Below are 21,272 nucleotides of genomic sequence, written 5' to 3'. Positions count from 1 at the left end.
AATCGTAGGGCCATAGACTGGGGCATGACCCTGCCCGCCCACGCCACCCTGATTGACCTGCGTCCGGCCGAGCTCCGTTGCCGGGAGCCGCTGGAGGAGTGGCTGACGTTGCCGGTTCTCGCCTTGACCCTGGAGGCCATCGAGAATGGCACCCATGGCCTGCGGCCGGAAGCGGGGCCACTCGTCGTGATCTGTGAGCGAGGCGTGCGCTCCGGCCTTGCCGCTCAGTACCTCCGAGCAGACGGGTTGGAGGCCTGGGCCTATCCGGGTGGCGTTCCGGCGCTGCGACGCGCCCTGCAGCAGGGCCGGCCAGAAGACAATTCGGGTTGACCCTCCGCTCATGCCCCCCTCGCTGCCCAGGAGCAGGATGAGGTATGTCACACAAGGACCGTTACAACGAGGGCGAACGCGACCATAGCCGCAAGCCCGGCAGCAACCATGGCAGCGCCGACGACAAGAACGGCGATGGCCGCCGCAATGGCAGTGAGAGCGGAGGCGGCGCGGATGGCGGCCAGGACGGCAGCGGCAGTGGCAGTGGACACCAGAGCGGGGGCAGCGGCAGCCGCCAAAGCTAAATGTCTGGAAGCAGCCCTGTGATGGGGCTGTCAGGACGGGGCAGGACCTTGAGGAATGAACACCAGTGCCACCCCAAACACCATCCTCGTGACCACAGACGCCAGTCACCTTGGCAATGAGGCTCTCGCGCACGGGGCGTCGCTGGCCCGTGCCCTGCACGCGAAACTCACCGTGCTGTATATCCACCCCGACCCCCTGCCCACCGTCGCGGAAGCCTACATCTACCTGCCGCGCGACGTCGCCGAGCAGGAGGAGCAGATGGAAAGGGTGCGCGCTGACCTGGCCCGCCGCGTGCCGGGTGCGCGACTGAGGATAGAACTCGCCGCCGGACGCCTGGTGCCCCGCCTGATCCTGGAGGTGGCCCGCGAGGAGGGCGCAGATTTGATCGTGATGAGCACGCACGGGCGCAGCGGCCTGGGCCGCGCCCTGCTGGGCAGCGTGGCGGAGGCTGTTGCCCACCACGCGCCGGTTCCCGTGCTCCTCGTTCGTGCCGGTCACCCCGTCAAGGACTGGGGAGCCGTCACAGGCTGAACCCGCTCACGCTCTCCCCCCGGTCCTTCGGCTAGACTGGCGCGCTATGCCCAGAGCGCGTGTGAAACCTGAAGTCATGAGCCCCGTCGGCGGGTGGCCGCAACTCCGTGCGGCGGTGGAGGCGGGGGCCGACGCCGTGTATTTCGGGGTCGAGGCGTTTCACGCGCGTGCCAAGGTGGGCTTTAGCAACGAGGAACTCCCCGACATCATGCGCGCCCTGCACGAACGCGGTGTGCTGGGCTTCGTGACCTTTAATGTCCTGGTGTTTGACCGTGAGCTGCAAGCAGCAGAACGGCAACTGATGCACCTGGCCCAGTCGGGCGTGGACGCGATCATCGTGCAGGACCACGGGGTGGCCCGCTTGGCCCACGAGATCTGTCCCGATCTCCCCATTCACGGCAGCACCCAGATGAGCATCACCTCAGCGGAGGGCGCCGAGCTTGCCCGGCGGTTCGGCGCGAGCCGGGTGGTGCTGGGCCGTGAGCTCTCCCTGCGCGACATCGCTCGCATCGCCGCGCAGACGGACCTGGAGCTGGAAACCTTTGTGCACGGAGCGCTGTGCGTGAGTTACAGCGGGCAGTGCTTCTCCAGCGAAGCCTGGGGGGGGCGCAGTGCCAACCGCGGCCAGTGTGCCCAGGCCTGCCGCCTGCCCTATGAACTCATCGTGGACGGCGAGGAGCGCGATCTGGGGGACGCGCGCTATCTCCTCTCGCCCGGAGACCTGTACGCGCTGCATCAGGTTCCGGAGCTTGTTCGCCTGGGCATCAACTGCCTGAAGATCGAGGGGCGCTACAAGGACGCGGACTTCGTCGCCCTGACCACCGCCGCCTACCGCCGGGCCGTGGATGAGGCTTGGGCAGGGCTCCCCCTCAGCGTCACGCCGCAGGAGGAACGCGGCCTGGAACAGGTCTACTCGCGCGGCCTGGGCCCGCACTTTATCGGCGGCACGAACCATCAACAGGTGGTGCGCGGGCGGGCTCCTCGGCACCGTGGTGTGCGGGTGGGCACCGTCCGCGGCACTACCCCCCGCGGCGTGCTCGTCGAACTCAGCGAGACGGTGAACCCCGGTGACGGTCTGGTGTTCGATCCCGCCAACTGGCGCACCCCAGAAGGCCGCGAGGAGGGAGGCTTCCTGTACGGCCTGTGGCAGCGTGGACAGCCGGCCGAGCGCGTTCGTCCCGGTGAGACCTATGAACTCCGGTTTGGCCGTGGCGCCGTCGATCCCGCGCGCGTTCGTCCCGGTGACCCGGTCTGGCGCACCTACGACCCCAGCCTCTCCGCCCGCGTGCGGCCCCTGGTGGAGGCGCGCGATCCGCTCTACACCCGTCCGGTCACGGCCCACTTCCGGGGGCATGTCGGAGACGTTCCCGCCCTCACCCTAATGGACGAACAGGGCCGCAGCGTCACCGTGACCCTGCCCGATCCCCTCCAGCCCGCGCGCAACCGAGCGCTCGACGAGGTGATCCTGCGCGAACAGTTCGGCAAGCTGGGCGGGACCGGTTACCACCTCGCTGCGCTCACCGCCGATCTGTCGGGAACGGCGTTCCTCCCCGTCTCGGGCCTCAACGCGCTGCGCCGTGAAGCCGTGGCCGCGCTCACCGCCCTGCGCGGTCAGGTCCCCCAACGCCGCGTCACGCCCCGGCTCGCCCAGGAGCTGCGGCAGCTGAGGCGGCAGCCTGCGGCCCACGACCCGCAGCCCCGCCTGCACGTGCTTGTGCGCACCCCCGAGCAGTTGGAAGCAGCGCTGGCCGAGCGGCCCGACTCCATCACGCTCGACTACCTCGAACTGTATGGCCTCAAACCCAGCGTGGAGCGGGTGCGGGCCGCCGGTCTCGCGGTGCGGGTGGCGAGCCCACGGATTCTCAAGCCGACCGAGCAGAACCTCCAGAAGTTTCTGCTCTCGCTGGGGGCGGATCTGCTGGTGCGTTCGGGCGGCTTGCTCGAAGGCTTGCAAAGGGTCCCCGACCTCCCCGCCCTCACGGGTGATTTCAGCCTGAACGCCGCCAACGTTCTCACGACCCGTGCACTCCTTGAGTTGGGGCTGACGCGGATCACGCCTACGCATGACCTGAACGCTCGGCAGATCACCGAACTCGCCGGTCTCGTCGGCCCCGAGCGGCTGGAAGTGATCGCCTACCAGCATCTGCCGGTCTTTCATACCGAGCATTGCGTATTCTGCCGCTTCCTGTCCCAGGGCACCGACTACACGAGCTGCGGCCACCCCTGCGAGTCACACCGGGTGGCGCTGCGCGACGAACGTGGCTTGAGCCATCCCGTGATGGCCGATGTAGGCTGCCGCAACACCGTCTTCGAGGGCCGCCCCCAGATTGCGGGCGCTCACCTCACCGACTGGCTGGCGGCCGGTCTGCGTGACTTTCGCCTGGAATTCGTCCACGAGACGCCCGAGCAGGTGGGCGAGGTCCTCGGCCTCCACCGCGCCTTCCTGGCCGGCGACCTGGATGCCGCAGCGCTCACGGCTCGCCTGCAGGCCCTCTCGGACCAAGGAACCACCGAGGGCAGCCTGTTTGTTCCGGAAGGCTTTGACCGCTTGCCGGCCCTGCCGGTCCTCTGAACCGCGCCTCCTTCTTCATGAAAGGAGACTTGGGTAAACATTCATATCCCGGCAGGGGGTAGGCCAGGTACGGTGGTTCATGCGCGGAGCGGAACCGGTGAAAACCGAACGGCACGACGTGGCGGCGGGGCAGCATCACACCAATACGGGGGTTCGCCCCGTTCATACCTACCGCGAACACGGGCACGGCCTCTTTGTCGCTCGGGACTTTGTAGCGCATCCACGAATTCAGCACTGGCAGGCGCATCTGCTGCCCGCCCTCGGCGTGGTCGTCTGCCGCTACGACTTTCACGGTCCCCGTGAACACGACTATTACATCGATATTGCGACCATTACCCGCGCGGGCAGTCTTTGGACGGTCCGTGACCACTACCTCGACGTTCTGGTACACGACGGGATGGCCGCGCAGATCGTGGACACCGATGAACTGCTTGCCGCGCACGAGGCAGGGTTGATCGTCACGCCGGAGCTGCATGGCGCCGTCGCTGCCGCCCACCGTGTTCTTTCCGGGCTGGCTCACGCCCGCTACAGCGTCGAAGACTGGCTGCGGACCTGTGGGGTAGAACTGGAGTGGCTCCCCGCTCGCGAGTACGCGTAGGACGCGGCCGCACCCATCAGGGCAGGGGTACCTCTGTCTGCGCGCCCGGCGGCAGGCTCAGCAGCCGCCGGAGCGGTTCCTCCCCGTGCTTCAGGAGGTAGGTCAGGAAATTCATCTCGCGTTCCTGCGGCACGCCGTTGGGTAAGAGGTGCCGCTTGAGCCGGGTCAGTTGCCGCGTGCGGTCCTCCTCCTGCCGGACCAGGGCGCGCAGGGCGAGCTGTTGCAGGTGCGCGATTCGCGCGGTGATGCGCTGCCGGGCGCGTTCGGCTGCCCCCACCAGCGTGGGGTCCAAGGCGGCGAGTTCGGCGCTGAGGGCCCGCAGCTCAGCCTCAAGTGCAGCGAGGCGCTCAGCCGACGCGGCCGCGGCACCCCGTTCCCGGGCCAGTGCCCGTCCCAGCACGCCTTCGGGGTCGGCCTGCACCTCTGCGGCGGTCGCGCCAAGCCGCGCGAGCAGCCGGACCACGTTCGGCTCCAGCCAGGTCACGCTGAGCCGGGGCCAGAGAAGGGGTTGCTCCAGCCCGTGGAGTTCGTACACCTCGCGCAGCTGCGCTCCGTAAGCGATCTCGCCCGGTCCCACCACAAAGGCGAGCGTGGGGAGGAGCGCGTCCTGCACGACCGGGCGTAGCCCCGCAGCCGGGGTGAGGCGGGACGGCTCAGCCGCCAGCACGCCCAGCAGCTCCTCCTGCGTGTACGTGCGCGTCTCGGTCTGAAAGCGCTGCCCCGTGAAGCGAAGCAGCCGCCGCCGCCCATCCTCCTCTTCGATAAAGAGGTTGGTGGCTCCGGGCGGTCGGCGCAGTTGTGGGGTAAATCCGGCCGCCTCCAGTCGCCGGGCCGCGGCCTCAATTCGTCCTGGTCCTTCCAGTGGGCAGGCCAATTCCCGCGCCAGGGTGGGGGCCATCCGCCGGGCAAGGGCCGGATGCAGCGGATCGAGCACCAGCAGCCCGGCGGGGGCGAGCAGCTCGTGGATGAGGCGGGCAAAGACGTCCGCATAGCTGCCGCTCTGGCCCACCGCCCGCACCACCCGTGTTCGCACCGCTTCCCGGTACGCGGGAACCGTCTCGAAGTGGTCGAGCAGGGCCATGGTTTGTGCGCTCCACTCTGCCCGCCAGGAGACGCGGCCCACCGGCACACCCTCCGGCAGGTCCAGGGTCAGGCGGTGCAGCGTCTCGGCGTGGTCGAGCAGCGTGGTGGACGCGACCTCCGCCGCATCGTGGTCCTGGCTGGCCACCCAGTACACGGCGATCACCGGAGCGTCTTCCCGGTCGAGCCTGCGGGCCAACAGGGCCGCGTCCGCCCCCTTGTGGACGCTGTAGGCCGGGCCAGTCAGGAGACCGGCTTGCTGTCCAGTCACGACCACCCGGGAGGCCGGGTGGGCGAGGCGGGTGAGCAGAGCTTCTACCCCTGCGTTCAGCGTTCCTAGGTCGCGGTGGTAGTCCCGTAGCGCCGCGGCCAGAGCCCCGCGGTCCACCTCCGGCCGCTCTTCCCGCGCCGCCGTCTCCAGATCGCCCGGCGAGAGCCGGAAGAAGGCGGGCAGGTCGCCCGCCCGGTATGCCGCCGCAATGCTTCTTGATGCCACCTTCATCTGGACCACCTTCGGGCAGGCCCGTCGCTGCGTGGCCCCCTCTGCTTTAAATTCTACAGCACCAGCCTAACGCAGCGGCTCACGTGCGGCCGCGAGCAGCCCGGCCCGGTTGGTGAGGATGATGCGCCGGTAGCCGAGGTCGAGCAGGCCCCGGGCGCGAAAGTCCCCGAGCAGCTTGGTGATCGTCTCGCGGGTGCTGCCCACCACGTGCGCCAGGTCCTGGTGGGAGACCCGTTCACGCAGGGCCAGCGTGCCCCCTTCCGGCCACGGTCCCTCGCGTTCGGCAAGGTCAAGCAGGGCCAGGGCCAGCCGCTGCGACACCTCCATAAACACCAGGGCCGAGAGCCGTTCCTGTACGCTGCGGGTTTGCCGCGTCACCTGCTCTGTGAGCGCGACGCCCACCGCTGGCTGCAACTGCATCAGGCGCGTGAGCGTCTCACGGCCCAGCAGCAGCGCCTCACTGTCGTCCATCGCTTCGGCGTACATTCCGTACCGGCTGCCGGGCAGCAGCGCCCCGGTGCCCAGCAGGCTGCCCGGGCCGTGCACGTTCAGCGTCACCTCGCGCGCTCCGGCCCCCAGCCGGTAGAGCCGCACGCTGCCGCGCGTCAGGATAAACAGCGTCTCGGCAGGGTCTTCGGGACAAAACAGCAATCCTCCCCGCGCCCAGCGGCCCACACGCGCTGCGGCCATCACCTGCGCCTGCGTCTCCTGGGGAAGCGCCCCAAACGGCCCGGACATCATAGGAAACAGTCTGCCACACTGGGGCAACCCGTCCAACAGCCCCCGCACGCTCGGCCTGCTCAGCGGCCCGCCGGTTAGACAGCGTCGCCCGCACTTGTTACAATCCCGCCCACGCATGACCCAACCCGACCCCATGCCCATGTCCCCTGCGGCGCCGCGCCTCACGCTGTTTGACCTGCCGCTGGATGTGGTGACCCTGGAGCAGACCTTAAGCCGCCTCGGCGAGTGGATGTTTCAGGCGCCGCGTGCCCCGCATACCGTCGTCACGCTGAATCCCGAGATCATCGTGCAGTCGCGGACGCAGCCCGAGTTCGTGCGGGCGGTGCAGCAGGCTGACCTGGTGACCGCCGACGGTGTGGGAATCGTCTGGGCCGTTCGGCAGCTGTACGGGCAAACGGCCCCCCGCGCGCCCGGCTACGACATCGTCAAGGGCCTGATGGAACGGCACGGCGCGCAGCTGCGGGTCTTTTTTCTGGGCGCACAGCCGGGGGTGGCCGAGCAGGCTGCGCAGAATGCCGCTCGTGACTACGGCATTCAGGTGGCAGGAGTGCACCACGGCTATTTCGACGCCGCGGAGGACAGGCGGGTAGCGGAACTCGTCGGAGCAGCGGGAGCGCATCTCCTGTTGACTGGGATGGGGGCTGGGCGGCAGGAACGCTTTAACCAGACCTGGCGGCAGGTGCTTGGCGCGCCGGTCCTCCTTGGCTGTGGCGGCGTCATTGACGTGCTGGCGGGCACGGCCGAGCTGGCCCCCGCCTGGACGCGCCGTCTGGGGGTGGAATTCATCTGGCGCGTGGGTCTGGACCGCAAGCGCTGGCACCGAGCTCCGCGGCTGGCCCAGTTCGTGCGGCTTGTCCAGGCAGAAAAGCGCCGCAACGCTCGGCGCTGAGGGCGCTTAGGGGGGCGGCTTCAGCCCCAGATCGCCGCTGAAGTTGCCCTCCCAGGCGTTCAGGACTCGGCCTTCCCGGACGAGCAGCACCGTCGGGTAGGCGCTGATGCGCAGCGCACGGGCGAACGCGGTGGCCTCCGGGCCGCGCCAGACGTTCACGCCGCTGGGGGCGGGGGCGGGAATGTCTTCGGCGTTCACGGCGCGCACGGGAAGCCCGGCTGCCAGCACGGCCCCCCACAGCGCTCCTAGGTCACCGCAGTCGTGCGAGTACACCACCACCACCTCACGTTCGGCGCCCGGCCAAGGATGGGCCGGGAGGGGCTCGCCAAGCCGCACTCGGGCGTCGGTGGCCGGAGCGCCCAGCGCGAGGAGCAGGGTCAGGAGGGGCGCACGCTTCATGGCCGCCATGATGCCCGCTTCCTGCGGCAGCGGCGTGACAGCCCGGTGAGAAGCGCCGCTAGAAAAAGCCCTGCCGCAGGGGAGAAGCCGGGAAGAAGCAGGTCAGGGTGTCTCGTTTTCTGCCTGGGCCGGAGCGGGGCCGGTTCCGGGCGTGCGGATGGCCCGCAGCGCCTGGGGATCCGGTTGCTCGTCCCGCAGGGGGGCAGGGTTGGGGTCGGGCGCGTAGCCGGGCAGATCCTCGATGGCGACGCGTCGCCGCACGATGTTTTCTGGGGGAGTGAACTCGGTGGCCAGGCGACCGGTGGCGCGGTCGAGGCTGACGACGGTGGTGCGCGGATCAGACGGTTCAGGTGTCCAGGCTGTTTCGCGGTACACGACGGGGGAGGGGCCGTCCTCCTCGATGGGTGTGGTGGCGTTTCGGAAACGCGGATCGAGGAGGGCGATCTTTACCCCAGGGAGCCAGCCGGGATCCGGGGCATCGGCGTAGATGATGCCGGGGGGCTCGGCGAATTGGGTGGGCGTCTTGCCCACGTGCGCGAGTTCCATCATCCGCCGCCAGATGGGAGCATTCACGTAGCCGCTGTAGTAGTAGGTGGGCATCTCGCCACCCTGCTGTTTGCCGACCCACACGGCTCCGGTGTACAGGGGTGTGGTGCCCACAAACCAGAAGTCCTTGGGACCGTTGGACGTCCCTGTCTTGCCCGCAACCGGCCAGTTGTCCAACTTGGCGCGGGTGGCCAGTCCACCCTGGCGTTCCGTCAGGTCGTTCACCACCCCCCGGATCATGTCCAGGCCCAGGAAGGCGACCTGCGGTGTCCAGACCCGTTTGGGCTTGGTGAGGTCGTTGGAGGCGTCATACAACACCTCGCCCCGCGCGGTGGTGACCCGGGTGATGTAGCGCGGCGCGCGGTACAGACCGCCATTGACGAAGGGCGCGTAGGCAGCGGCCATCTTCACCGGCGTGGTCTCGATGGCCCCCAGCGCCGCTGCGAGCCCAGTGCCGTCGTTCGGGGGAATGCCCAGTTCGCGCAGCTTGGTGAAAAAGGTCTGGAGGCCAATGCGGTCTGCGAGCCGCACCGTGACCAGGTTGAGCGAGCGGTCAAGCGCCTCGCGGATGGTCATGTTGCGGTAGGTCGTCGCGCCCTCGAAGTTCTGCGGTTTGTACACGCCGTCCTTGCAGCCTTCGCAGGGGAAGGTCACCGGCCTGTCCTCCTCGCGGTGTGTCTGGTCCAGCCCGGTGGCGAGCGCCGTGGTGTACAGCAGCGGCTTGATGGTCGAGCCCACCTGCCGCTGGCCCTGCGCGGCATTGTTCCAGTCGGCAGGCGGCTGATGGCCATTGAGTTTCTGCCCGATCATCCCCAGCACTTCTGCGGTATAGGGGTCAAGAATCACCGCCCCCAGCGTCGCCCCGGGTGGAAAGCCGCGGTAGGCCAGGGACGACGCCTCCCGGCTGGCCGTCTCCACGGCATTCTGGATCTTGGGGTCAAGGGTGGTATAGACCCGCAGGCCGCCCGAGCCGTACACCTTCTCGCGCCCGAACCGGCGCACGAGTTCCTGCTCTACCTGGCCCATGAAGTGCGGCGCGCGGGTGGTCGTCACCGCCTTGAGCTCCTTGGCGCTGCGGTCGACGAGTTTGGCGGAGGTGACGTTGCCCTGCGCGTCATACTTGACCTGCCAGCCCCGCGGCTGAAGCTTTTCCTTCCAGGCGGCGTCCGCCTGCGCCTGCGTGACCCAGCCGTCCTCGACCATGCGGCCAAGCAGCACCTTCATCAGGGGCCGCACGGCCGCGTAGTCGAAGTAGCGGCTGGGATTGGGAACCAGCACCGTGAGGTACGCGCTTTCGGCCAGCGAGAGCTGTTTGGGCGTCTTGCGGAAGTACGCTTGCGCTGCCGAGTAGATGCCATACAGTTCGACCGGCCCGCCATCTCCCCAGTAGATCGCGTTGAGGTAATCCCGCAGGATCTCTTCCTTGGTAAAGGTCCGCTCCACCTGCACCGAGAGCAGCCACTCCTTCACCTTGCGGTCAGGCGTCCTGGCCTGCTTGTACTCGTCGTACAGCAGGGTGTTCTTGATGAGCTGGTTGGTGAGGGTCGAGCCGCCCTGCACGTCCTCGCCCTGTGCGAGGCGCTGGAACTGCCGCGCGATCCCGTAGGGGTCTAGGCCGTAGTGCTCGAAAAAGCGCCGGTCCTCGTTGGCGATGAGCGCCGCGGTCATGAAGGGGCTGATCTCATCGAGCCGAACGAGCGTGCGGCTGATCGCCTGGTCACCGATCTTGGGCACCAGTGTTCCCAGCGGCGTCCCGTCGCGGGCAAAGACGCGCGTTTCTGCGCCCAGACTCCAGTTGTCGAGTTCGCGGTAGTCGGGCAGCTCCCGCGCCCACTTCGTGACGTAGGTGGCTCCCACCCCCGCGGCTGCCACACCACCCGCCAGGAGCAGCGCCGTCGTGAGCTTCAGAAACCTCAGAAACACTCCGGTCTCCCCCGGGTGAAGGCGGTTGGGGCAGGGATGGAATACGCCATACGCGTCATGATAGTGCAGGGGCTGCGATCAGAAACGTTGGTGGGCTGACCCGCCCCGAGCGAGAGGGCGCGTCAGCCCGCCTTGTTGGCCTGCCTCGCGGCGCGGGCTTCCTCTGCCAGTTGGCGGCGCAGCACCTTAAGGGCAGCCGACTTGGGGAGCTCGGAACGGAACTCTACGCTGCGGGGCACCTTGTAGGGGCTGAGGTGCGCGCGGCAGTGCGCGATGAGTTCTGCCTCGGTGGCGGTCATGCCGGGTTTGAGGGCCACCACCGCATGCACCGTCTCGCCGCGGTAGGCGTCGGGCAGGCCTACGGCGGCGGCTTCCAGTACGGCGGGATGCGCGTAGAGCACCTCTTCCACCTCGCGCGGGTAGATGTTGTAGCCCCCGGCGATAATCAGATCCTTTTTGCGGTCGACGATGCGGAAGTAGCCGTCCTCATCCATCACGGCCATGTCACCGGTCAGCAGCCAGGTTTGCCCGTCCGCTTCCCGCAGCACCTTGGCCGTCTCGTCGGGCCGCTCCCAGTAGCCCTTCATCACATTGGGACCGGACACCCACAGCTCGCCGATTTCACCGGGCGGGAGGGGCTCACCGTTCTCGCCGGCGATCATGGCGTCCACACCGGGAATGGGCAGGCCAATGCTGCCCTCGCGCTGATCGCCAAAAATAGGATTGACGTGCGTGACCGGACTCGATTCGGTCAGGCCGTAGCCCTCGACCAGGTTCGCGCCGCCGGTGATCTGCCGGAATCGGCGTGCCGTCTCGAGCGGCAGGGGTGCGCTCCCGCTGATGCAGGCACGAATGGTCGTGAGGTCATAGTTGGGCGTGTCGGGGTGGTTGTTGATCGCGTTGTAGAGGGTGGGAACACCGGGAAAGAGGGTCGCCCCGCTCGCCTGAATCTGGGTGAGCACCATCTTGATGTCACGTGCGTTGGGCACGAGCACGAGCGTCGCGCCGGTCAGCATGCTGAGGTTCATGCCGACCGTCATGCCGTACACGTGGAAAAACGGAATGGCCGCCAGCGTGACCTCCTGCCCTGGCCGCAGCCCGGTCATCCACGCGCGGCACTGTTCGGCGTTCGCGACCAGGTTGCGGTGGGTCAGCATCGCGCCCTTGGGCACGCCGGTGGTCCCGCCGGTGTATTGCAGCAGTGCCACGTCATCCGGGCGCAGCGTCACGGCCTGCGGCGCGGAGGGCGAGCGCCGCAGCAGCGTGCGGTAGCTGTACACCGACCCCCCCGCCTTCACATTCACCCAGTTTCCCTCCCGGCGTGCCTTGAGGGGATACAGCACGTTCTTTGGAAAGGGCAGCGCGTCTTGAATCCCGGTCACGATCACGCGCTGAACCGGCACCCGGGAGGCGACCTGCTGGTAGCGCGGATAAAAGGCGTCCAACAGAATCAGCGTCTCGCTGCCGCTGTCTTTGAGCTGGTGTTCCAGTTCGCTGGGCACGTACAGCGGGCTGGTGTTGACCACCGTCGCCCCGGCCAAAAGGGCCCCGAAAAAGGCCACCACGAACTGCGGGCAGTTGGGCAGCATGACGCTGACGCGTTCGCCTGGCCGTACCCCGATGCGCTGGAGAGCGGCAGCAAAGTGCCCCACGTCCTGCCACAGTGCGCGGTAGCTGGTGTTCGCCCCGATAAAGCTCAGCGCGGTCCGTTCCGGAAACTGCTCGGCAGTGCGGCGCAGCAGGTCGGGCAGGGTGTCATTCGTCGGCGTGAAGCTGTGGGGCACGCCTTCCTCGTAGTGGGCCAGCCAGGGCCGGGTCATACCGCTCCTCACACTCCTCAGGTCCGCCTTTGGCTGCCCCCGCAGGGGCCGCATCCAAAAGAGACCGGTTGAAATTGAACTCAGTATAAGCTGAGAGCGGGGCGGGTGCACGCGGCCTTGCCTCCCCCTGTTCCCAGAGCACGAACACCCCCGCCAGAGGCGTGCCAGACTGCCGGCATGTCTTCTGTCTCGCCTGACCCGGCCACCCACCGCCCCCACCTGCAAGAGGCGCTGCGGCTCGCCCGCGAAGCCCAGGCCGCGGGCAGTTCTCCCGTGGGCGCCGTGCTGGTAAACGCCCAGGGCGAGGTGATCGCGCGCGGCCGCAACCGCGTCGGGGAAGCCCAGACCCCAGAGCACGTGGGAGCAGCCAGCGTCGCCCACGCCGAGATGGACGTATTTTTTCAGGTGGGCAAGGTAAGAAACCCGGAAAGCCTCACCCTCTACACCAGCCTGGAGCCCTGCCTGATGTGCGGCGGCGCGTCGGCACTTCTGGGTGTGGGCCGCGTGGTGTGGGCCACCGACGACCCCTGGGGGGGCTCGGGCCGTCTGATTCGCTGGAGCGAGCACCCCGCCATGCAGGAGACCGAGGTGATTCCCTGCCCTGATCCCGAACTGGAGGCGGAAGGCGCGCGCCTCTTCGCGCCGGAAGCGAGGCGCGCCTTTCCCGAAGAAGGCTGGGCGCTGTGGCGCAAGCGGTATCCGGCGGAAACGGCAGGCGTGGAATGACTGTCCTGGTGGTCGGCAGCGTGAATGCCGACGTGACTGTACGTGCCCCCCGCCTTCCTGCCCCCGGCGAAACGGTGTTGGGTGACGATGCTCGCGTCTCGCCCGGTGGCAAGGGCGCGAATCAGGCGGTGGCTGCGGCCCTCGCCGGGGCGAGCGTGGCTTTTTGCGGCGCGGCTGGACCGGACTCTTTCCGTGCGGTGGCGCTCTCCGGCCTGACCCGCGCTGGGGTGAACCTCGAGCACCTGCACGAGCTCAACGCGCCTACGGGCCTCGCCCTGGTCACCGTCGCGGCGGACGGCGAGAACGCGATCACTGTCGCCAGCGGCGCGAATGCTCGCCTGACCCCCCTGCATCTCCCCGCATCCCTGGACGGTTTTACGCACCTGCTCCTCCAGAATGAACTTCCGCTGGACGTGAATCGGGAGGCTGCCCGCCGGGCCTACGCCGCCGGCCTGACGGTGCTGTATAACGCCGCGCCCGCTCGCGAGGTCGACCCCGCACTCCTCGCGCACACGCATCACCTGATCGTGAACGAACACGAGCTCGCCGCCCTGGGAGGCAAGGGCGAGGATCTGGAAAAACGGGCGTGGACCCTCCTTGCCTGCGGGCCGCAGGCCGTGACCGTCACGCTGGGGGCGCGGGGCAGCCTGACCGTGACCGCCCACGCCGCCTACCGCCTGCCCGCTCACCCCGTGATCCCAGTGGACACGACCGGTGCGGGCGACACTTTTTGCGGCGTGCTCGCCGCTGAACTCGCCCAGGGCCAGCCGCTTCCCGCCGCCCTGCACGCGGCGGGCATCGCCGCGGCCCTCGCCTGTACTCGCCCCGGTGCGCAAGACGCCATGCCCTCCCGAACGGAGATCGCCGCCGCGCGCTAGGCTGCCCCCATGGCCATGCGGTACCGCACCTTTGCCGAATCCGACTTCGCGGCCCTTCAGGCCCTCGACCTCGCCGCCCAGCGCCACGCGGACCCCGCCTTCGATACCCTCCCCGCCCGGGAGCGTGAAGGCCGCCTGTGCACCAGCCTCCCAGCCCTGAAGTTCTACGCGCGCAGCGAACACTCCTTTGCCGCCCAGGACGACGCAGGAGCCGTCCAGGGTCTGATCCTCGCGCAGCACGTCTGGCAGGGTGACCGGCCGATCGTCCTTGTGCGCACGGTTCTCCTCGCGCCGGACGCCCCCGAGGGCACCGCAGCGGGATTGCTGCATGCCACCGTCAAGAGTGCCTACGACAGCGCTGTCTATGAGGTGCACTTTCCGCTGATCCCCGGGCTGGAGGACGCTGCCCGGCAGGAGGAGGCGCGGGTGACCGGGAGCTACGCCGTGTGTCACCTCGGCACTCGCGCGAGTACTGCCCCCGGTGAGCGGGCATAATGACGGGCATGACGAGTCGACCTACCCGCGTTCTGCTTGGCGTGCGCGGCATGACCCGCGAGGCCGGGGAACGTGTCGCTGCCCACCTGCGCACCCTGCCCGGCGTCACCCAGGCCACCCCCGACGAGGGGCAGATTGAGGTTCACTACGACCCTACCCAACACACCGTCATGGACCTGGTGCGCGCCGTGCGGACCCAGGGCTTCCTGGCGGGCATGCTCTAGGCGTGGCGCTCGGATACGTCGGCGTCCTCACCGTTCGCATCGAGATGCCGTGGGTTACCAACCTCAAGGAGAAACGTGCCCTGGTTCGCCCCGTCGTCGAGCGCCTCAAGGCCCGTTACCCCCTCACGGTGGCCCGCCTTGACGGTCTTGACGCCCACGACTGGGAGGTGATCGGCGTTGCCACCCTCAGTAACGACTACGGCTGGGTCGAAGAGACCCTGCGGATGGCCGCCGACTTTATCGCGCGCGAGGGCGAGTACCGGGTGGCCTGGGAGGCGACAGACATCACCGTCTTGGGGGAGGACGGAGAAGACTGAGCGCATCATCCAAAGAGCGCTGGGCTAAGGATGAGGTCACGGCTTTTGGGCCAGCTTTGCCTTCAGGTCGGCAAAGGCCTCGGGGCGCTCCAGCACCCGCCAGTTCAGGACGTTGGGGCCGCTGAACTCCGCCACCGTTCCAGACGAGCAGTCGTAGCGGGCATTGGCCTTGCGCATGATCGGCCAGACGACGGCGGCCGCTCGTCCCGCCACGTCCCGCATGGGAACGGGCCCGAACAGCCGTGAATCCTCGCTGCCACCGGCTGTGCGGTTATCCCCCATCACGAAATAATGCCCCTCGGGAACGGTGATCTCGGGCTGATCGGGCAGGATGCCCTGGGCGCTGGAGGTGGCTTGGTTCGCCAGGTCGCTTTGGGTGTCCCAGCAGCCCTGCTCGCGCCAGTAGTCGGTGGTCCAACTCGAATCGAGCGGCACGCCGTTGACGTACACCTGGCCGCCCTCGATGCGGATGCGGTCGCCGGGAAGGCCGATCAGCCGCTTGATCAGAAAGGGCCGGTACGTCCACAGGCCCAGCGGGCCCGGCTTGGTGAGCGTGGGTGCCTGGTCGGCCGCCTCGCGGGGCGGCTTGAAGATCAGGATGTCCCCCCGCTGAAAGTCTCCGATGCCCGCCTTGTGGAGCCACGTCTCGTACTTGGGCACGAACACGCGTTCGTGGTCACGCAGGTTGGGCATCATACTCACCCCGTCCACCCCGACGAGCGTCGCCACAAACTGCGTGATCACCACCGCGAAGACGATGGGTTCCAGCACTTCCTTCCACAGCTTCCCGAGCGGTCCCGGGGCGGGCTTGTTTAGTCTTGTCATGCCACTCCTTGTCCGCCGCGCAGGATAGCGGACAAACGACCTCTTCCGCGCGGGCAGGGGCAGAGCGCTTGGCGCACTGGGGGGGTATCGCCCCGCCGGGCTCCTGCGGTACCGTGAAGGGGCAATGCCGCTGGCTGGTCAGGTGGTGGGCGAGGGGATACGGCTGGTGCGCCCCCTCGGACGTGGGTCGCATAGCGTGGTGTATTTCGCTGTGGCCCGCGACGGACAGCCCTGTGCCGTCAAGATCTTTGACCCACACTTTGCCCCCCACGCGCTGCGCGAGTACGGCACGGGGGCGGCGCTCGATCACCCCCGCCTGGTCCGTGTGCTTGCCCCCGCACGCGTGCAGGACCGGCCCGCCCTGATCGTCAGCCTGGCCCGCGGCGTCGTGCTGTTCGAGCGGTATTCGCGTCGTCCGGCCCTCACCCACGAGCGCCGCGCCTTTCTGCTCACCCTGGCGCACCTGCTCAGCGCCCTCGGCTACCTGCACGAGCGCGGCATCGTCCACCGCGACGTGAAGCCGGAAAACGTCGTGGTGGAACCCGATGGCAGCGCTACCCTGGTTGACTTTGACCTTTCCGGCCCCACCCGTGAAGCGTTCGCGACGCCCACCCGCCTGGGAACCGCGGCCTTTCAGAGTCCCGAGGCGGCACGCGGTGAACCGCTTGGTCCGGAAAGCGACCTGTACAGCGTCGGCGTGCTGCTGGGCTGGGGCCTGTACGGTGCCCTCTCCGGCCCGGAGGTGCCCCCGCCACCCCTTGGCGATCCCCTTGACGCCCTGCTCGCTGCCCTCACTGAATCCGACCGGACCCAGCGGCTGGGCAGCGCGGCCGAGGCGAAGACCATGCTGCTCGAGCTGGCAGGCTTACCCCGATCCACCCGATGAGCTGCTCGGGGCTTTTTTCGGCACAGCACGGCCAACCAAAAGGCCGCCCCCTGAGGAGGCGGCACGGGGGAGACCAGCTTAGCGGCGGTCGACGGGCACGGCGGGAATGGCGCGGTGCGTCGCGGCATTGCGCGCGCCCATCACGGCCAGCAGCAGTGTCAGGCCAGCGCTCAGGAGCCAACCCAGGCCGACATTGCGACCGGCAATGCGGGCATTGGCCTCCAGGGTGTTGGCGATCTGCCGTGCCTGATTTTGCAGGCGGTTGATCTCATTGGTGATCACGGTGCGGACTTCCTCCGCCTGGGCCGTGCTCAGCCCCTGGCGTTCCAGCCGGGTGACAAAGGACTCCCCGCTCAGCGCGTTCTGAATAGCGTTGATGCGAGCCTGAGCGAAATCCGTGATGTTGGCGAGGTCTTGGTTCCCCAGGTCGTAGGCCGCGCGGCGGAAGATGCCGGTGACCACATCGGACGCCGCGTCTACCTGCGCCTCGTTCAGGCTGGGGCTGTTGCTGGCAATCAGGTCCTCGATGTCCTCACGGCTGATGCCACTCACGAAATTCTGAAGACCGCCGCTCTGAGCCGCTTGCGTCCCGGCTGCATCGGCCGCGTTGGCAGCCGTGCTGGCGACGCTACTCACAATGTTGCCCGCGGTGGTCAGGAGGCTGCGTGTAGCGTTGTAGGCCAGCAGCGTGGTGAGCAGAACCAGCAGGCCCCCGGTCACCAGCCCCGTTAGGGTGGCGTCGTTGTGCGTCATGGCCGCGATGCCGTCCTCATTGCGGGTCGCGGGCGCGCTCGCGCGCACGGCGGTGAGGCCGGCGGCATAGGCCCCCACCAGCGCGGCCAACGCCGTCCAGATCAGAGCTTGAATGCTGGTTCCAGTCAGGGTGATGCCAGTCAGGGCGGTGATCACCAGGCCAAGCGCCAGAATAGTGAAGGTCGTCACAATGCCCATCACCACGCCAGCGAAGACTCCGCCCCAGCGCAAAGGGTGAGAGAGCGTATCGGTATTCAGCGTCATAGAACCTCCTTGTCGCTTGGTCCTTTGAGCGTGGGGGACCAAAGCAGAACAGCTTCACCCTAATGGCCCCCTTCTTTCCCTGCGTTGCCGGTACGCTTAACCCCTTCCTCACACGAAGGCGCTCAGCCCGGTGATGGCGCGGCCGACCACCAGGGTGTTGATCTCGTTGGTGCCCTCGTAGGAGTAGATCGCCTCCGTGTCCGCGAAGTGCTTGATCACGCCATGTTCGAGCAGGATGCCGTTTCCGCCGAAGGTCTCGCGGGCGAGTGCCACCGTCTCCCGGCAGCGTGCCGCCGTGACCACCTTGGCGAGGGCGGCATGCTCGTCGCGCATTCGGCCCGTGTCCGCCATCTGCGAGAGGCGCAGCACCAGCGCGAGCATGCTCGTCACGTTCCCCAGCATGTGCACGAGGTGGTTTTGGATCAGCTGGAAGCTGCCGATGGGTTTGCCAAACTGCTCGCGCTGCTGCGCGTAGGTGAGCGCCAGCTCGTAGGCGCCGAGCGCGCAGCCCACCCCCTGCCAGGCCACGCCCGCTCGCGTGAGCCGCAGCACCTCGGCCGCCGTGCGCCAGCCCCGCACCGCCTGCAGCCGGTCAGCCTCCGGTACCCGGCAGTCTTCCAGGGTGATGTGACCATTCTCCACCATCCGCAGCGCGACCTTGCCCTCGATCTTCGCCACGCGGTAGCCGGGCGTTCCCGCGCGCACGACAAAGCCCCGCACCTCCCCCGTGTCCACGTCGCGTGCCCAGATCACCGTAAAGTCACTGAAGGTGGAGTTGCCGATCCACTTCTTCTCGCCGTTCAGCACCCAGTGGTCACCGTCTCGCCTACAGGTGGTGCGCATCCCCTGGCTGACCTGCGAGCCGCCCTCGGGTTCGGTGAGGCCAAAGGCTCCGATCGCGTCCAGGTCGAGCATCCTAGGGAGCCACTCGGCCTTCTGCTCAGCGGAGCCGCCCAGCGCGATGGACGCAAAGGCCAGCCCGGTGTGAACTCCGAAAAACACGGCGGTTGAAACGTCGACCCGGCAGGCTTCCAGGGTAATCAGGCCCTCCAGCAGGGTGGCGTCAGGCTTGCGGGTGCCGTCCTCGTTCCAGATGCGGCGCGGGAGGTCGAGCCGCCGCAGCTCAGGAATCAGGTGGCGGGGAAACTCGTCGCGGCTCCAGTACTCATTCATGATGGGGGCGACCTGCGCCTCCATAAACTCGCGCACCCGGCGGCGAACCTCCTGCTGCTCGGGCGTCAGTTCGTCCAGTTGCCCGTAGAAGTCGCCCTCCGGCAGCGGCAGGGGCTGGGGCGAGCGCTTTCCCCGTTCCAGCATTCGCGAAAGCTGCCCCAGTTGTTCGTCACTAAGCTGAGCCGCAGCCCGGAGCAGGGCCGGGAGATCGACCTTTCGGCTGAGGCGGCCGAGCGCCTCCAGGTCCAGTTGCGCGAGCAACTCCGCCGGGTTCTGTGACTGGGAGGTCATGGATTCGTTGTACCCGGTTCAAGTGGAGAGGACTGCGGTCTGTGACCCGCTTGCCGTTCACGCAATATTGAGCGTTGGGCTCGGTAGGATGGCCGGGTGAATCCCCGGCCGACTCGCCTCCTGCCCACACGTCCCGCCGGGTACGTCGAACTCGCCCGCTACAGCAGTCTGGGCCGCTTCTGGGCCTATCTGGAGGGCGCGGAACGTGCCGGAAGGGAAGTCCGGGTGGTTCGTGGCGACACACCCGAATTGTGCCGCCGCCGCGTGAGCGGCTACACCCTGTCCGGCGCGGCCCTGCTGCTCGACACGGGCCGCGTCGTGCGGGCTCTTGACGAGGGCTTTGAGACACACCCGGCTCTCCTCGCCCTGCTGGCCACAGACCCCGCGCCGCTGCGGGCCGAACTGAATGCCCACTTCGAACTGCGCCTCGATTTCGTCCTGGCCTTGACCGCCGCCCGTGACCTGATCGTTCGGCCGGAATTCAAGTACGCACCCCTCGTGCGCGGCCTGAGTGACCTGCCCCCCGGCCTACCCCTCCAGCCGCGCCGCCTAGGACGGGACGAGGTGCACATGCTGGTGCAGCGGGCGTGTGGGCTGGCGTAGCCTGCGAAGTGAGAACATCCCGACTGGCGGCAATGGCAGCGCGTCCGGTGTCTTTTGAGGATGTTCTGGAAGCAGAGCAGGTTGGTCTCACCCGTCGCTCTCTGTTCGCTTTTTCGGCTTGCTGGCGGCAAATTTCATCAACCGGGCAGTCACGACGGGGGGGGTATTCTTGAGCAGGAAACGGGAGGCGGGATTGCTGGAGGCAAAGGCTTCGACCCGGTGGAAAAGGCGCGTGTAGAGGTCTTCGGGGATGTCAAGCGCAGGTGTGAGGCGCACGGTGCGCTTGGAGCTGAGGCTGAGGTTGGCCATCACCCCGGCTTGGTGCAGCTCGCGCAGGGCGAGGATGGCCGTCGCCTCGAACACCAGTTCCTTCAGCACGCCGGGGAGCGGCACGCCGACCATCGGTCGGAACTGCATGGCGAGCAGCAGCCCCTGGCCACGCACGTCCTCCAACAGCAGCGGGTACTGCTGTGCGGTCGCCCGCAGCCGCGCCAGCCCCACCGCTCCAAGGCGGGCGCTGCGGGCAGGCAGATCCTGCTCGACGAGGTATTCCAGGGACTTCAGGCCCACCGCCATCGCCAGGGCGTTGCCCCCGAAGGTGTTTGAGTGCCGCTTGGAGCTGAGGCCCCCCAGCATCCTCTTGTAGATGGGGTGCCGCACGATGGTGGCCCCCACCGCCGTCAGGCCGCCCCCAAGGGGCTTGGCCAGCGTGAGGATGTCGGGGTCTAGTCCCTGCGCCGCCGACTCGAACCAGTGCCCGGTCCGTCCCAGACCGGTTTGAATCTCATCCGCGATCACCACGATGCCGTGACGGCGGCACAGTTCTCCAATGCCCCGCAGGAAGCCGGGCGGAGGAATGTTCACGCCGCCCTCGCCCTGAATGGGCTCGACCACCACCGCGACCACGTTGTTCGGTCCCACGCGCCGAATCAGCCGTGCCAGGGCGTCCAGGTCGCCGTAGGGACTCGTGAGCGCCCCCGGGACCAGCGGCCGAAAGATGTCCTGATACTCGGGATTTGGCGTGAGGCTGAGGCTGCCCAGCGTCTTGCCGTGGTAGCCGCTGGAAAAGGAGATATAGAACTTGGCGCGCGGGCGCCACGCCTTGGCGAACTTCAGGGCACCCTCGATGGCCTCGGTGCCGCTGGAGCAGAAAAAGACCTGCGAGTCGGCGTGGCTCGGCAGCTCCCGCGCGAGCAGCCGCACCAGGTTGGTCTGGAGGGCTGCCCGCCACGGCGAACTCGACTGCTGCGGCAGCCCCATCGCCCGGTTCTTCTCCAGGTACTCCCGCAGAAACTGCGTGACGGCGGGCGGCATGTCCCCAAAGGGGACGGCGGCGTATCCCGAAGCATTGATCCGCCGCACGCCGCGCTCGTCCTCCAGCTCCCAAGGGTTGACTCGGTAAAATGGCCCCGCCAAGCCCAGCAGGTTCAGGCCGAACAGCAGCTCCTCGTTGCCGTACCGCATGTCGAGGCTTCTGACCTCGGCCGGGCTGAGCCGCTCCTCAAGCACGTCCTGTGCGCGGATCAATCCGGCGGGGAGAGGCCCGGCAGGCTGCTGGGCGGGCCGCTGTCCCGCAGGCGCGGGCTCGGCCGGGGGGTGGGAGGCCGGGGGAAGAGAGACCGTCATGGGGGGCAGTGTAGCCGAGGCTGCTCTGGAGGTT

General features: G+C 68.0%; 22 protein-coding genes. 13 read left to right on the top strand and 9 right to left on the bottom strand.

What is annotated here, in order from left to right; all coding sequences use genetic code 11:
• The first annotated feature begins 24 nt into the window (after window positions 1-24).
• From EI73_RS03775 to EI73_RS03755, 5 genes are all read left to right on the top strand, one after another.
• Window positions 25-330 carry a rhodanese-like domain-containing protein gene (locus EI73_RS03775; protein WP_034384418.1) on the top strand — a complete coding sequence of 102 codons (306 nt, stop codon included), beginning with the start codon at window positions 25-27 and terminating at the stop codon, window positions 328-330.
• A 44-nt stretch (window positions 331-374) separates the two neighbouring features.
• Window positions 375-575, top strand: coding sequence for a hypothetical protein (locus EI73_RS03770; RefSeq protein ID WP_034384415.1), 201 nt, complete (start codon window positions 375-377; stop codon window positions 573-575).
• A gap of 55 nt (window positions 576-630) precedes the next feature.
• Window positions 631-1,107, top strand: a complete 477-nt coding sequence (locus EI73_RS03765) for a universal stress protein (protein ID WP_034384414.1) — start codon at window positions 631-633, stop codon at window positions 1,105-1,107.
• A 46-nt stretch (window positions 1,108-1,153) separates the two neighbouring features.
• Window positions 1,154-3,679 carry a U32 family peptidase gene (locus EI73_RS03760; RefSeq protein WP_034384413.1) on the top strand — a complete coding sequence of 842 codons (2,526 nt, stop codon included), beginning with the start codon at window positions 1,154-1,156 and terminating at the stop codon, window positions 3,677-3,679.
• Window positions 3,680-3,776: 97 nt separating this feature from the next.
• Window positions 3,777-4,277 (top strand): DUF402 domain-containing protein, encoded by a 501-nt coding sequence (locus EI73_RS03755; RefSeq protein ID WP_369699453.1) that lies wholly within the window; start codon window positions 3,777-3,779, stop codon window positions 4,275-4,277.
• A 16-nt stretch (window positions 4,278-4,293) separates the two neighbouring features.
• On the opposite strand, the gene bshC is transcribed toward EI73_RS03755, so the two are convergent.
• Together bshC and EI73_RS03745 are read right to left on the bottom strand one after the other, a co-directional pair.
• The gene (gene bshC / locus EI73_RS03750) at window positions 4,294-5,859 is read right to left on the bottom strand and encodes a bacillithiol biosynthesis cysteine-adding enzyme BshC (RefSeq protein ID WP_034384409.1); all 1,566 of its coding nucleotides are present in this window, start codon (window positions 5,857-5,859) and stop codon (window positions 4,294-4,296) included.
• Between the two features lie 66 nt (window positions 5,860-5,925).
• Window positions 5,926-6,600 (bottom strand): Crp/Fnr family transcriptional regulator, encoded by a 675-nt coding sequence (locus tag EI73_RS03745; RefSeq protein ID WP_034384407.1) that lies wholly within the window; start codon window positions 6,598-6,600, stop codon window positions 5,926-5,928.
• Window positions 6,601-6,715: 115 nt separating this feature from the next.
• On the opposite strand from EI73_RS03745, the gene EI73_RS03740 reads away from it, so the two are divergent.
• On the top strand, window positions 6,716-7,489 hold the full coding sequence (locus EI73_RS03740) for a WecB/TagA/CpsF family glycosyltransferase (protein ID WP_231557279.1): 774 nt from the start codon (window positions 6,716-6,718) through the stop codon (window positions 7,487-7,489).
• Between the two features lie 6 nt (window positions 7,490-7,495).
• Here the strand turns inward: EI73_RS03740 and EI73_RS03735 are convergent, their stop codons facing one another.
• The 3 genes from EI73_RS03735 to EI73_RS03725 form a co-directional block, all read right to left on the bottom strand.
• On the bottom strand, window positions 7,496-7,897 hold the full coding sequence (locus tag EI73_RS03735) for a hypothetical protein (RefSeq protein ID WP_034384402.1): 402 nt from the start codon (window positions 7,895-7,897) through the stop codon (window positions 7,496-7,498).
• Window positions 7,898-7,990: 93 nt separating this feature from the next.
• On the bottom strand, window positions 7,991-10,357 hold the full coding sequence (locus EI73_RS03730) for a transglycosylase domain-containing protein (protein WP_034384401.1): 2,367 nt from the start codon (window positions 10,355-10,357) through the stop codon (window positions 7,991-7,993).
• Window positions 10,358-10,479: 122 nt separating this feature from the next.
• The gene (locus EI73_RS03725; protein ID WP_034384397.1) at window positions 10,480-12,177 is read right to left on the bottom strand and encodes a long-chain fatty acid--CoA ligase; all 1,698 of its coding nucleotides are present in this window, start codon (window positions 12,175-12,177) and stop codon (window positions 10,480-10,482) included.
• Between the two features lie 177 nt (window positions 12,178-12,354).
• Here EI73_RS03725 and EI73_RS03720 point away from each other — a divergent pair, with 177 nt between their 5' ends.
• The 5 genes from EI73_RS03720 to EI73_RS03700 are packed head-to-tail and all read left to right on the top strand — an operon-like array spanning window position 12,355 to window position 14,817.
• Window positions 12,355-12,903 carry a nucleoside deaminase gene (locus EI73_RS03720; protein WP_034384393.1) on the top strand — a complete coding sequence of 183 codons (549 nt, stop codon included), beginning with the start codon at window positions 12,355-12,357 and terminating at the stop codon, window positions 12,901-12,903.
• The gene (locus EI73_RS03715; protein ID WP_034384390.1) at window positions 12,900-13,781 is read left to right on the top strand and encodes a ribokinase; all 882 of its coding nucleotides are present in this window, start codon (window positions 12,900-12,902) and stop codon (window positions 13,779-13,781) included. The genes EI73_RS03720 and EI73_RS03715 overlap by 4 nt, the downstream gene beginning before the upstream one ends.
• A gap of 15 nt (window positions 13,782-13,796) precedes the next feature.
• Window positions 13,797-14,276: a DUF1999 domain-containing protein gene (locus EI73_RS03710; RefSeq protein ID WP_034387672.1), complete on the top strand. Its 480-nt coding sequence runs from the start codon at window positions 13,797-13,799 to the stop codon at window positions 14,274-14,276.
• Window positions 14,276-14,500, top strand: a complete 225-nt coding sequence (locus tag EI73_RS03705) for a heavy-metal-associated domain-containing protein (protein WP_034384387.1) — start codon at window positions 14,276-14,278, stop codon at window positions 14,498-14,500. Before EI73_RS03710 ends, EI73_RS03705 begins: the two co-directional genes overlap by 1 nt.
• Window positions 14,501-14,502: 2 nt before the next feature.
• On the top strand, window positions 14,503-14,817 hold the full coding sequence (locus tag EI73_RS03700; protein ID WP_034384386.1) for a DUF503 domain-containing protein: 315 nt from the start codon (window positions 14,503-14,505) through the stop codon (window positions 14,815-14,817).
• A 36-nt stretch (window positions 14,818-14,853) separates the two neighbouring features.
• Here the strand turns inward: EI73_RS03700 and lepB are convergent, their stop codons facing one another.
• On the bottom strand, window positions 14,854-15,642 hold the full coding sequence (gene lepB, locus EI73_RS03695) for a signal peptidase I (RefSeq protein WP_034384383.1): 789 nt from the start codon (window positions 15,640-15,642) through the stop codon (window positions 14,854-14,856).
• 124 nt (window positions 15,643-15,766) lie between these two features.
• Here lepB and EI73_RS03690 point away from each other — a divergent pair, with 124 nt between their 5' ends.
• Complete coding sequence (locus EI73_RS03690) at window positions 15,767-16,528, top strand: serine/threonine-protein kinase (protein ID WP_034384382.1); 762 nt, start codon at window positions 15,767-15,769, stop codon at window positions 16,526-16,528.
• A gap of 78 nt (window positions 16,529-16,606) precedes the next feature.
• Here EI73_RS03690 and EI73_RS03685 read toward each other — a convergent pair whose 3' ends face one another.
• Both EI73_RS03685 and EI73_RS03680 read right to left on the bottom strand, forming a co-directional pair.
• A complete protein-coding gene (locus EI73_RS03685) occupies window positions 16,607-17,545 on the bottom strand; it encodes a hypothetical protein (protein ID WP_034384381.1) in 939 nt (312 codons plus the stop codon).
• A 108-nt stretch (window positions 17,546-17,653) separates the two neighbouring features.
• On the bottom strand, window positions 17,654-19,009 hold the full coding sequence (locus EI73_RS03680; protein WP_034384379.1) for an acyl-CoA dehydrogenase family protein: 1,356 nt from the start codon (window positions 19,007-19,009) through the stop codon (window positions 17,654-17,656).
• 96 nt (window positions 19,010-19,105) lie between these two features.
• On the opposite strand from EI73_RS03680, the gene EI73_RS03675 reads away from it, so the two are divergent.
• Window positions 19,106-19,612 (top strand): hypothetical protein, encoded by a 507-nt coding sequence (locus EI73_RS03675; RefSeq protein ID WP_034384377.1) that lies wholly within the window; start codon window positions 19,106-19,108, stop codon window positions 19,610-19,612.
• A gap of 87 nt (window positions 19,613-19,699) precedes the next feature.
• Here the strand turns inward: EI73_RS03675 and EI73_RS03670 are convergent, their stop codons facing one another.
• Window positions 19,700-21,238 carry an aspartate aminotransferase family protein gene (locus EI73_RS03670; protein ID WP_231557278.1) on the bottom strand — a complete coding sequence of 513 codons (1,539 nt, stop codon included), beginning with the start codon at window positions 21,236-21,238 and terminating at the stop codon, window positions 19,700-19,702.
• Window positions 21,239-21,272 lie beyond the last annotated feature (34 nt).

The organism is Deinococcus sp. YIM 77859, from assembly GCF_000745175.1.
In the GTDB taxonomy this organism is placed as follows: Bacteria; Deinococcota; Deinococci; order Deinococcales; family Deinococcaceae; genus Deinococcus.
The sequence above is the reverse complement of the archived record's forward strand: the minus strand, read 5'-3'. Positions and strand labels throughout refer to the sequence as shown.

Bases quoted from the DNA above. Each gene is read 5' to 3' on its own strand.
- EI73_RS03765 (WP_034384414.1), top strand. From the start codon at position 631: ATGAACACCAGTGCCACCCCAAACACCATCCTCGTGACCACAGACGCC.
- EI73_RS03770 (WP_034384415.1), top strand. From the start codon at position 375: ATGTCACACAAGGACCGTTACAACGAGGGCGAACGCGACCATAGCCGC.
- EI73_RS03710 (WP_034387672.1), top strand. From the start codon at position 13,797: ATGCGGTACCGCACCTTTGCCGAATCCGACTTCGCGGCCCTTCAGGCC.
- EI73_RS03725 (WP_034384397.1), bottom strand. From the start codon at position 12,177: ATGACCCGGCCCTGGCTGGCCCACTACGAGGAAGGCGTGCCCCACAGC.
- EI73_RS03740 (WP_231557279.1), top strand. From the start codon at position 6,716: ATGACCCAACCCGACCCCATGCCCATGTCCCCTGCGGCGCCGCGCCTC.
- EI73_RS03745 (WP_034384407.1), bottom strand. From the start codon at position 6,600: ATGATGTCCGGGCCGTTTGGGGCGCTTCCCCAGGAGACGCAGGCGCAG.
- EI73_RS03670 (WP_231557278.1), bottom strand. From the start codon at position 21,238: ATGACGGTCTCTCTTCCCCCGGCCTCCCACCCCCCGGCCGAGCCCGCG.
- EI73_RS03760 (WP_034384413.1), top strand. From the start codon at position 1,154: ATGCCCAGAGCGCGTGTGAAACCTGAAGTCATGAGCCCCGTCGGCGGG.
- EI73_RS03690 (WP_034384382.1), top strand. From the start codon at position 15,767: ATGCCGCTGGCTGGTCAGGTGGTGGGCGAGGGGATACGGCTGGTGCGC.
- lepB (WP_034384383.1), bottom strand. From the start codon at position 15,642: ATGACAAGACTAAACAAGCCCGCCCCGGGACCGCTCGGGAAGCTGTGG.
- EI73_RS03680 (WP_034384379.1), bottom strand. From the start codon at position 19,009: ATGACCTCCCAGTCACAGAACCCGGCGGAGTTGCTCGCGCAACTGGAC.
- bshC (WP_034384409.1), bottom strand. From the start codon at position 5,859: ATGAAGGTGGCATCAAGAAGCATTGCGGCGGCATACCGGGCGGGCGAC.
- EI73_RS03715 (WP_034384390.1), top strand. From the start codon at position 12,900: ATGACTGTCCTGGTGGTCGGCAGCGTGAATGCCGACGTGACTGTACGT.
- EI73_RS03720 (WP_034384393.1), top strand. From the start codon at position 12,355: ATGTCTTCTGTCTCGCCTGACCCGGCCACCCACCGCCCCCACCTGCAA.
- EI73_RS03685 (WP_034384381.1), bottom strand. From the start codon at position 17,545: ATGACGCTGAATACCGATACGCTCTCTCACCCTTTGCGCTGGGGCGGA.
- EI73_RS03705 (WP_034384387.1), top strand. From the start codon at position 14,276: ATGACGGGCATGACGAGTCGACCTACCCGCGTTCTGCTTGGCGTGCGC.
- EI73_RS03775 (WP_034384418.1), top strand. From the start codon at position 25: ATGACCCTGCCCGCCCACGCCACCCTGATTGACCTGCGTCCGGCCGAG.
- EI73_RS03735 (WP_034384402.1), bottom strand. From the start codon at position 7,897: ATGGCGGCCATGAAGCGTGCGCCCCTCCTGACCCTGCTCCTCGCGCTG.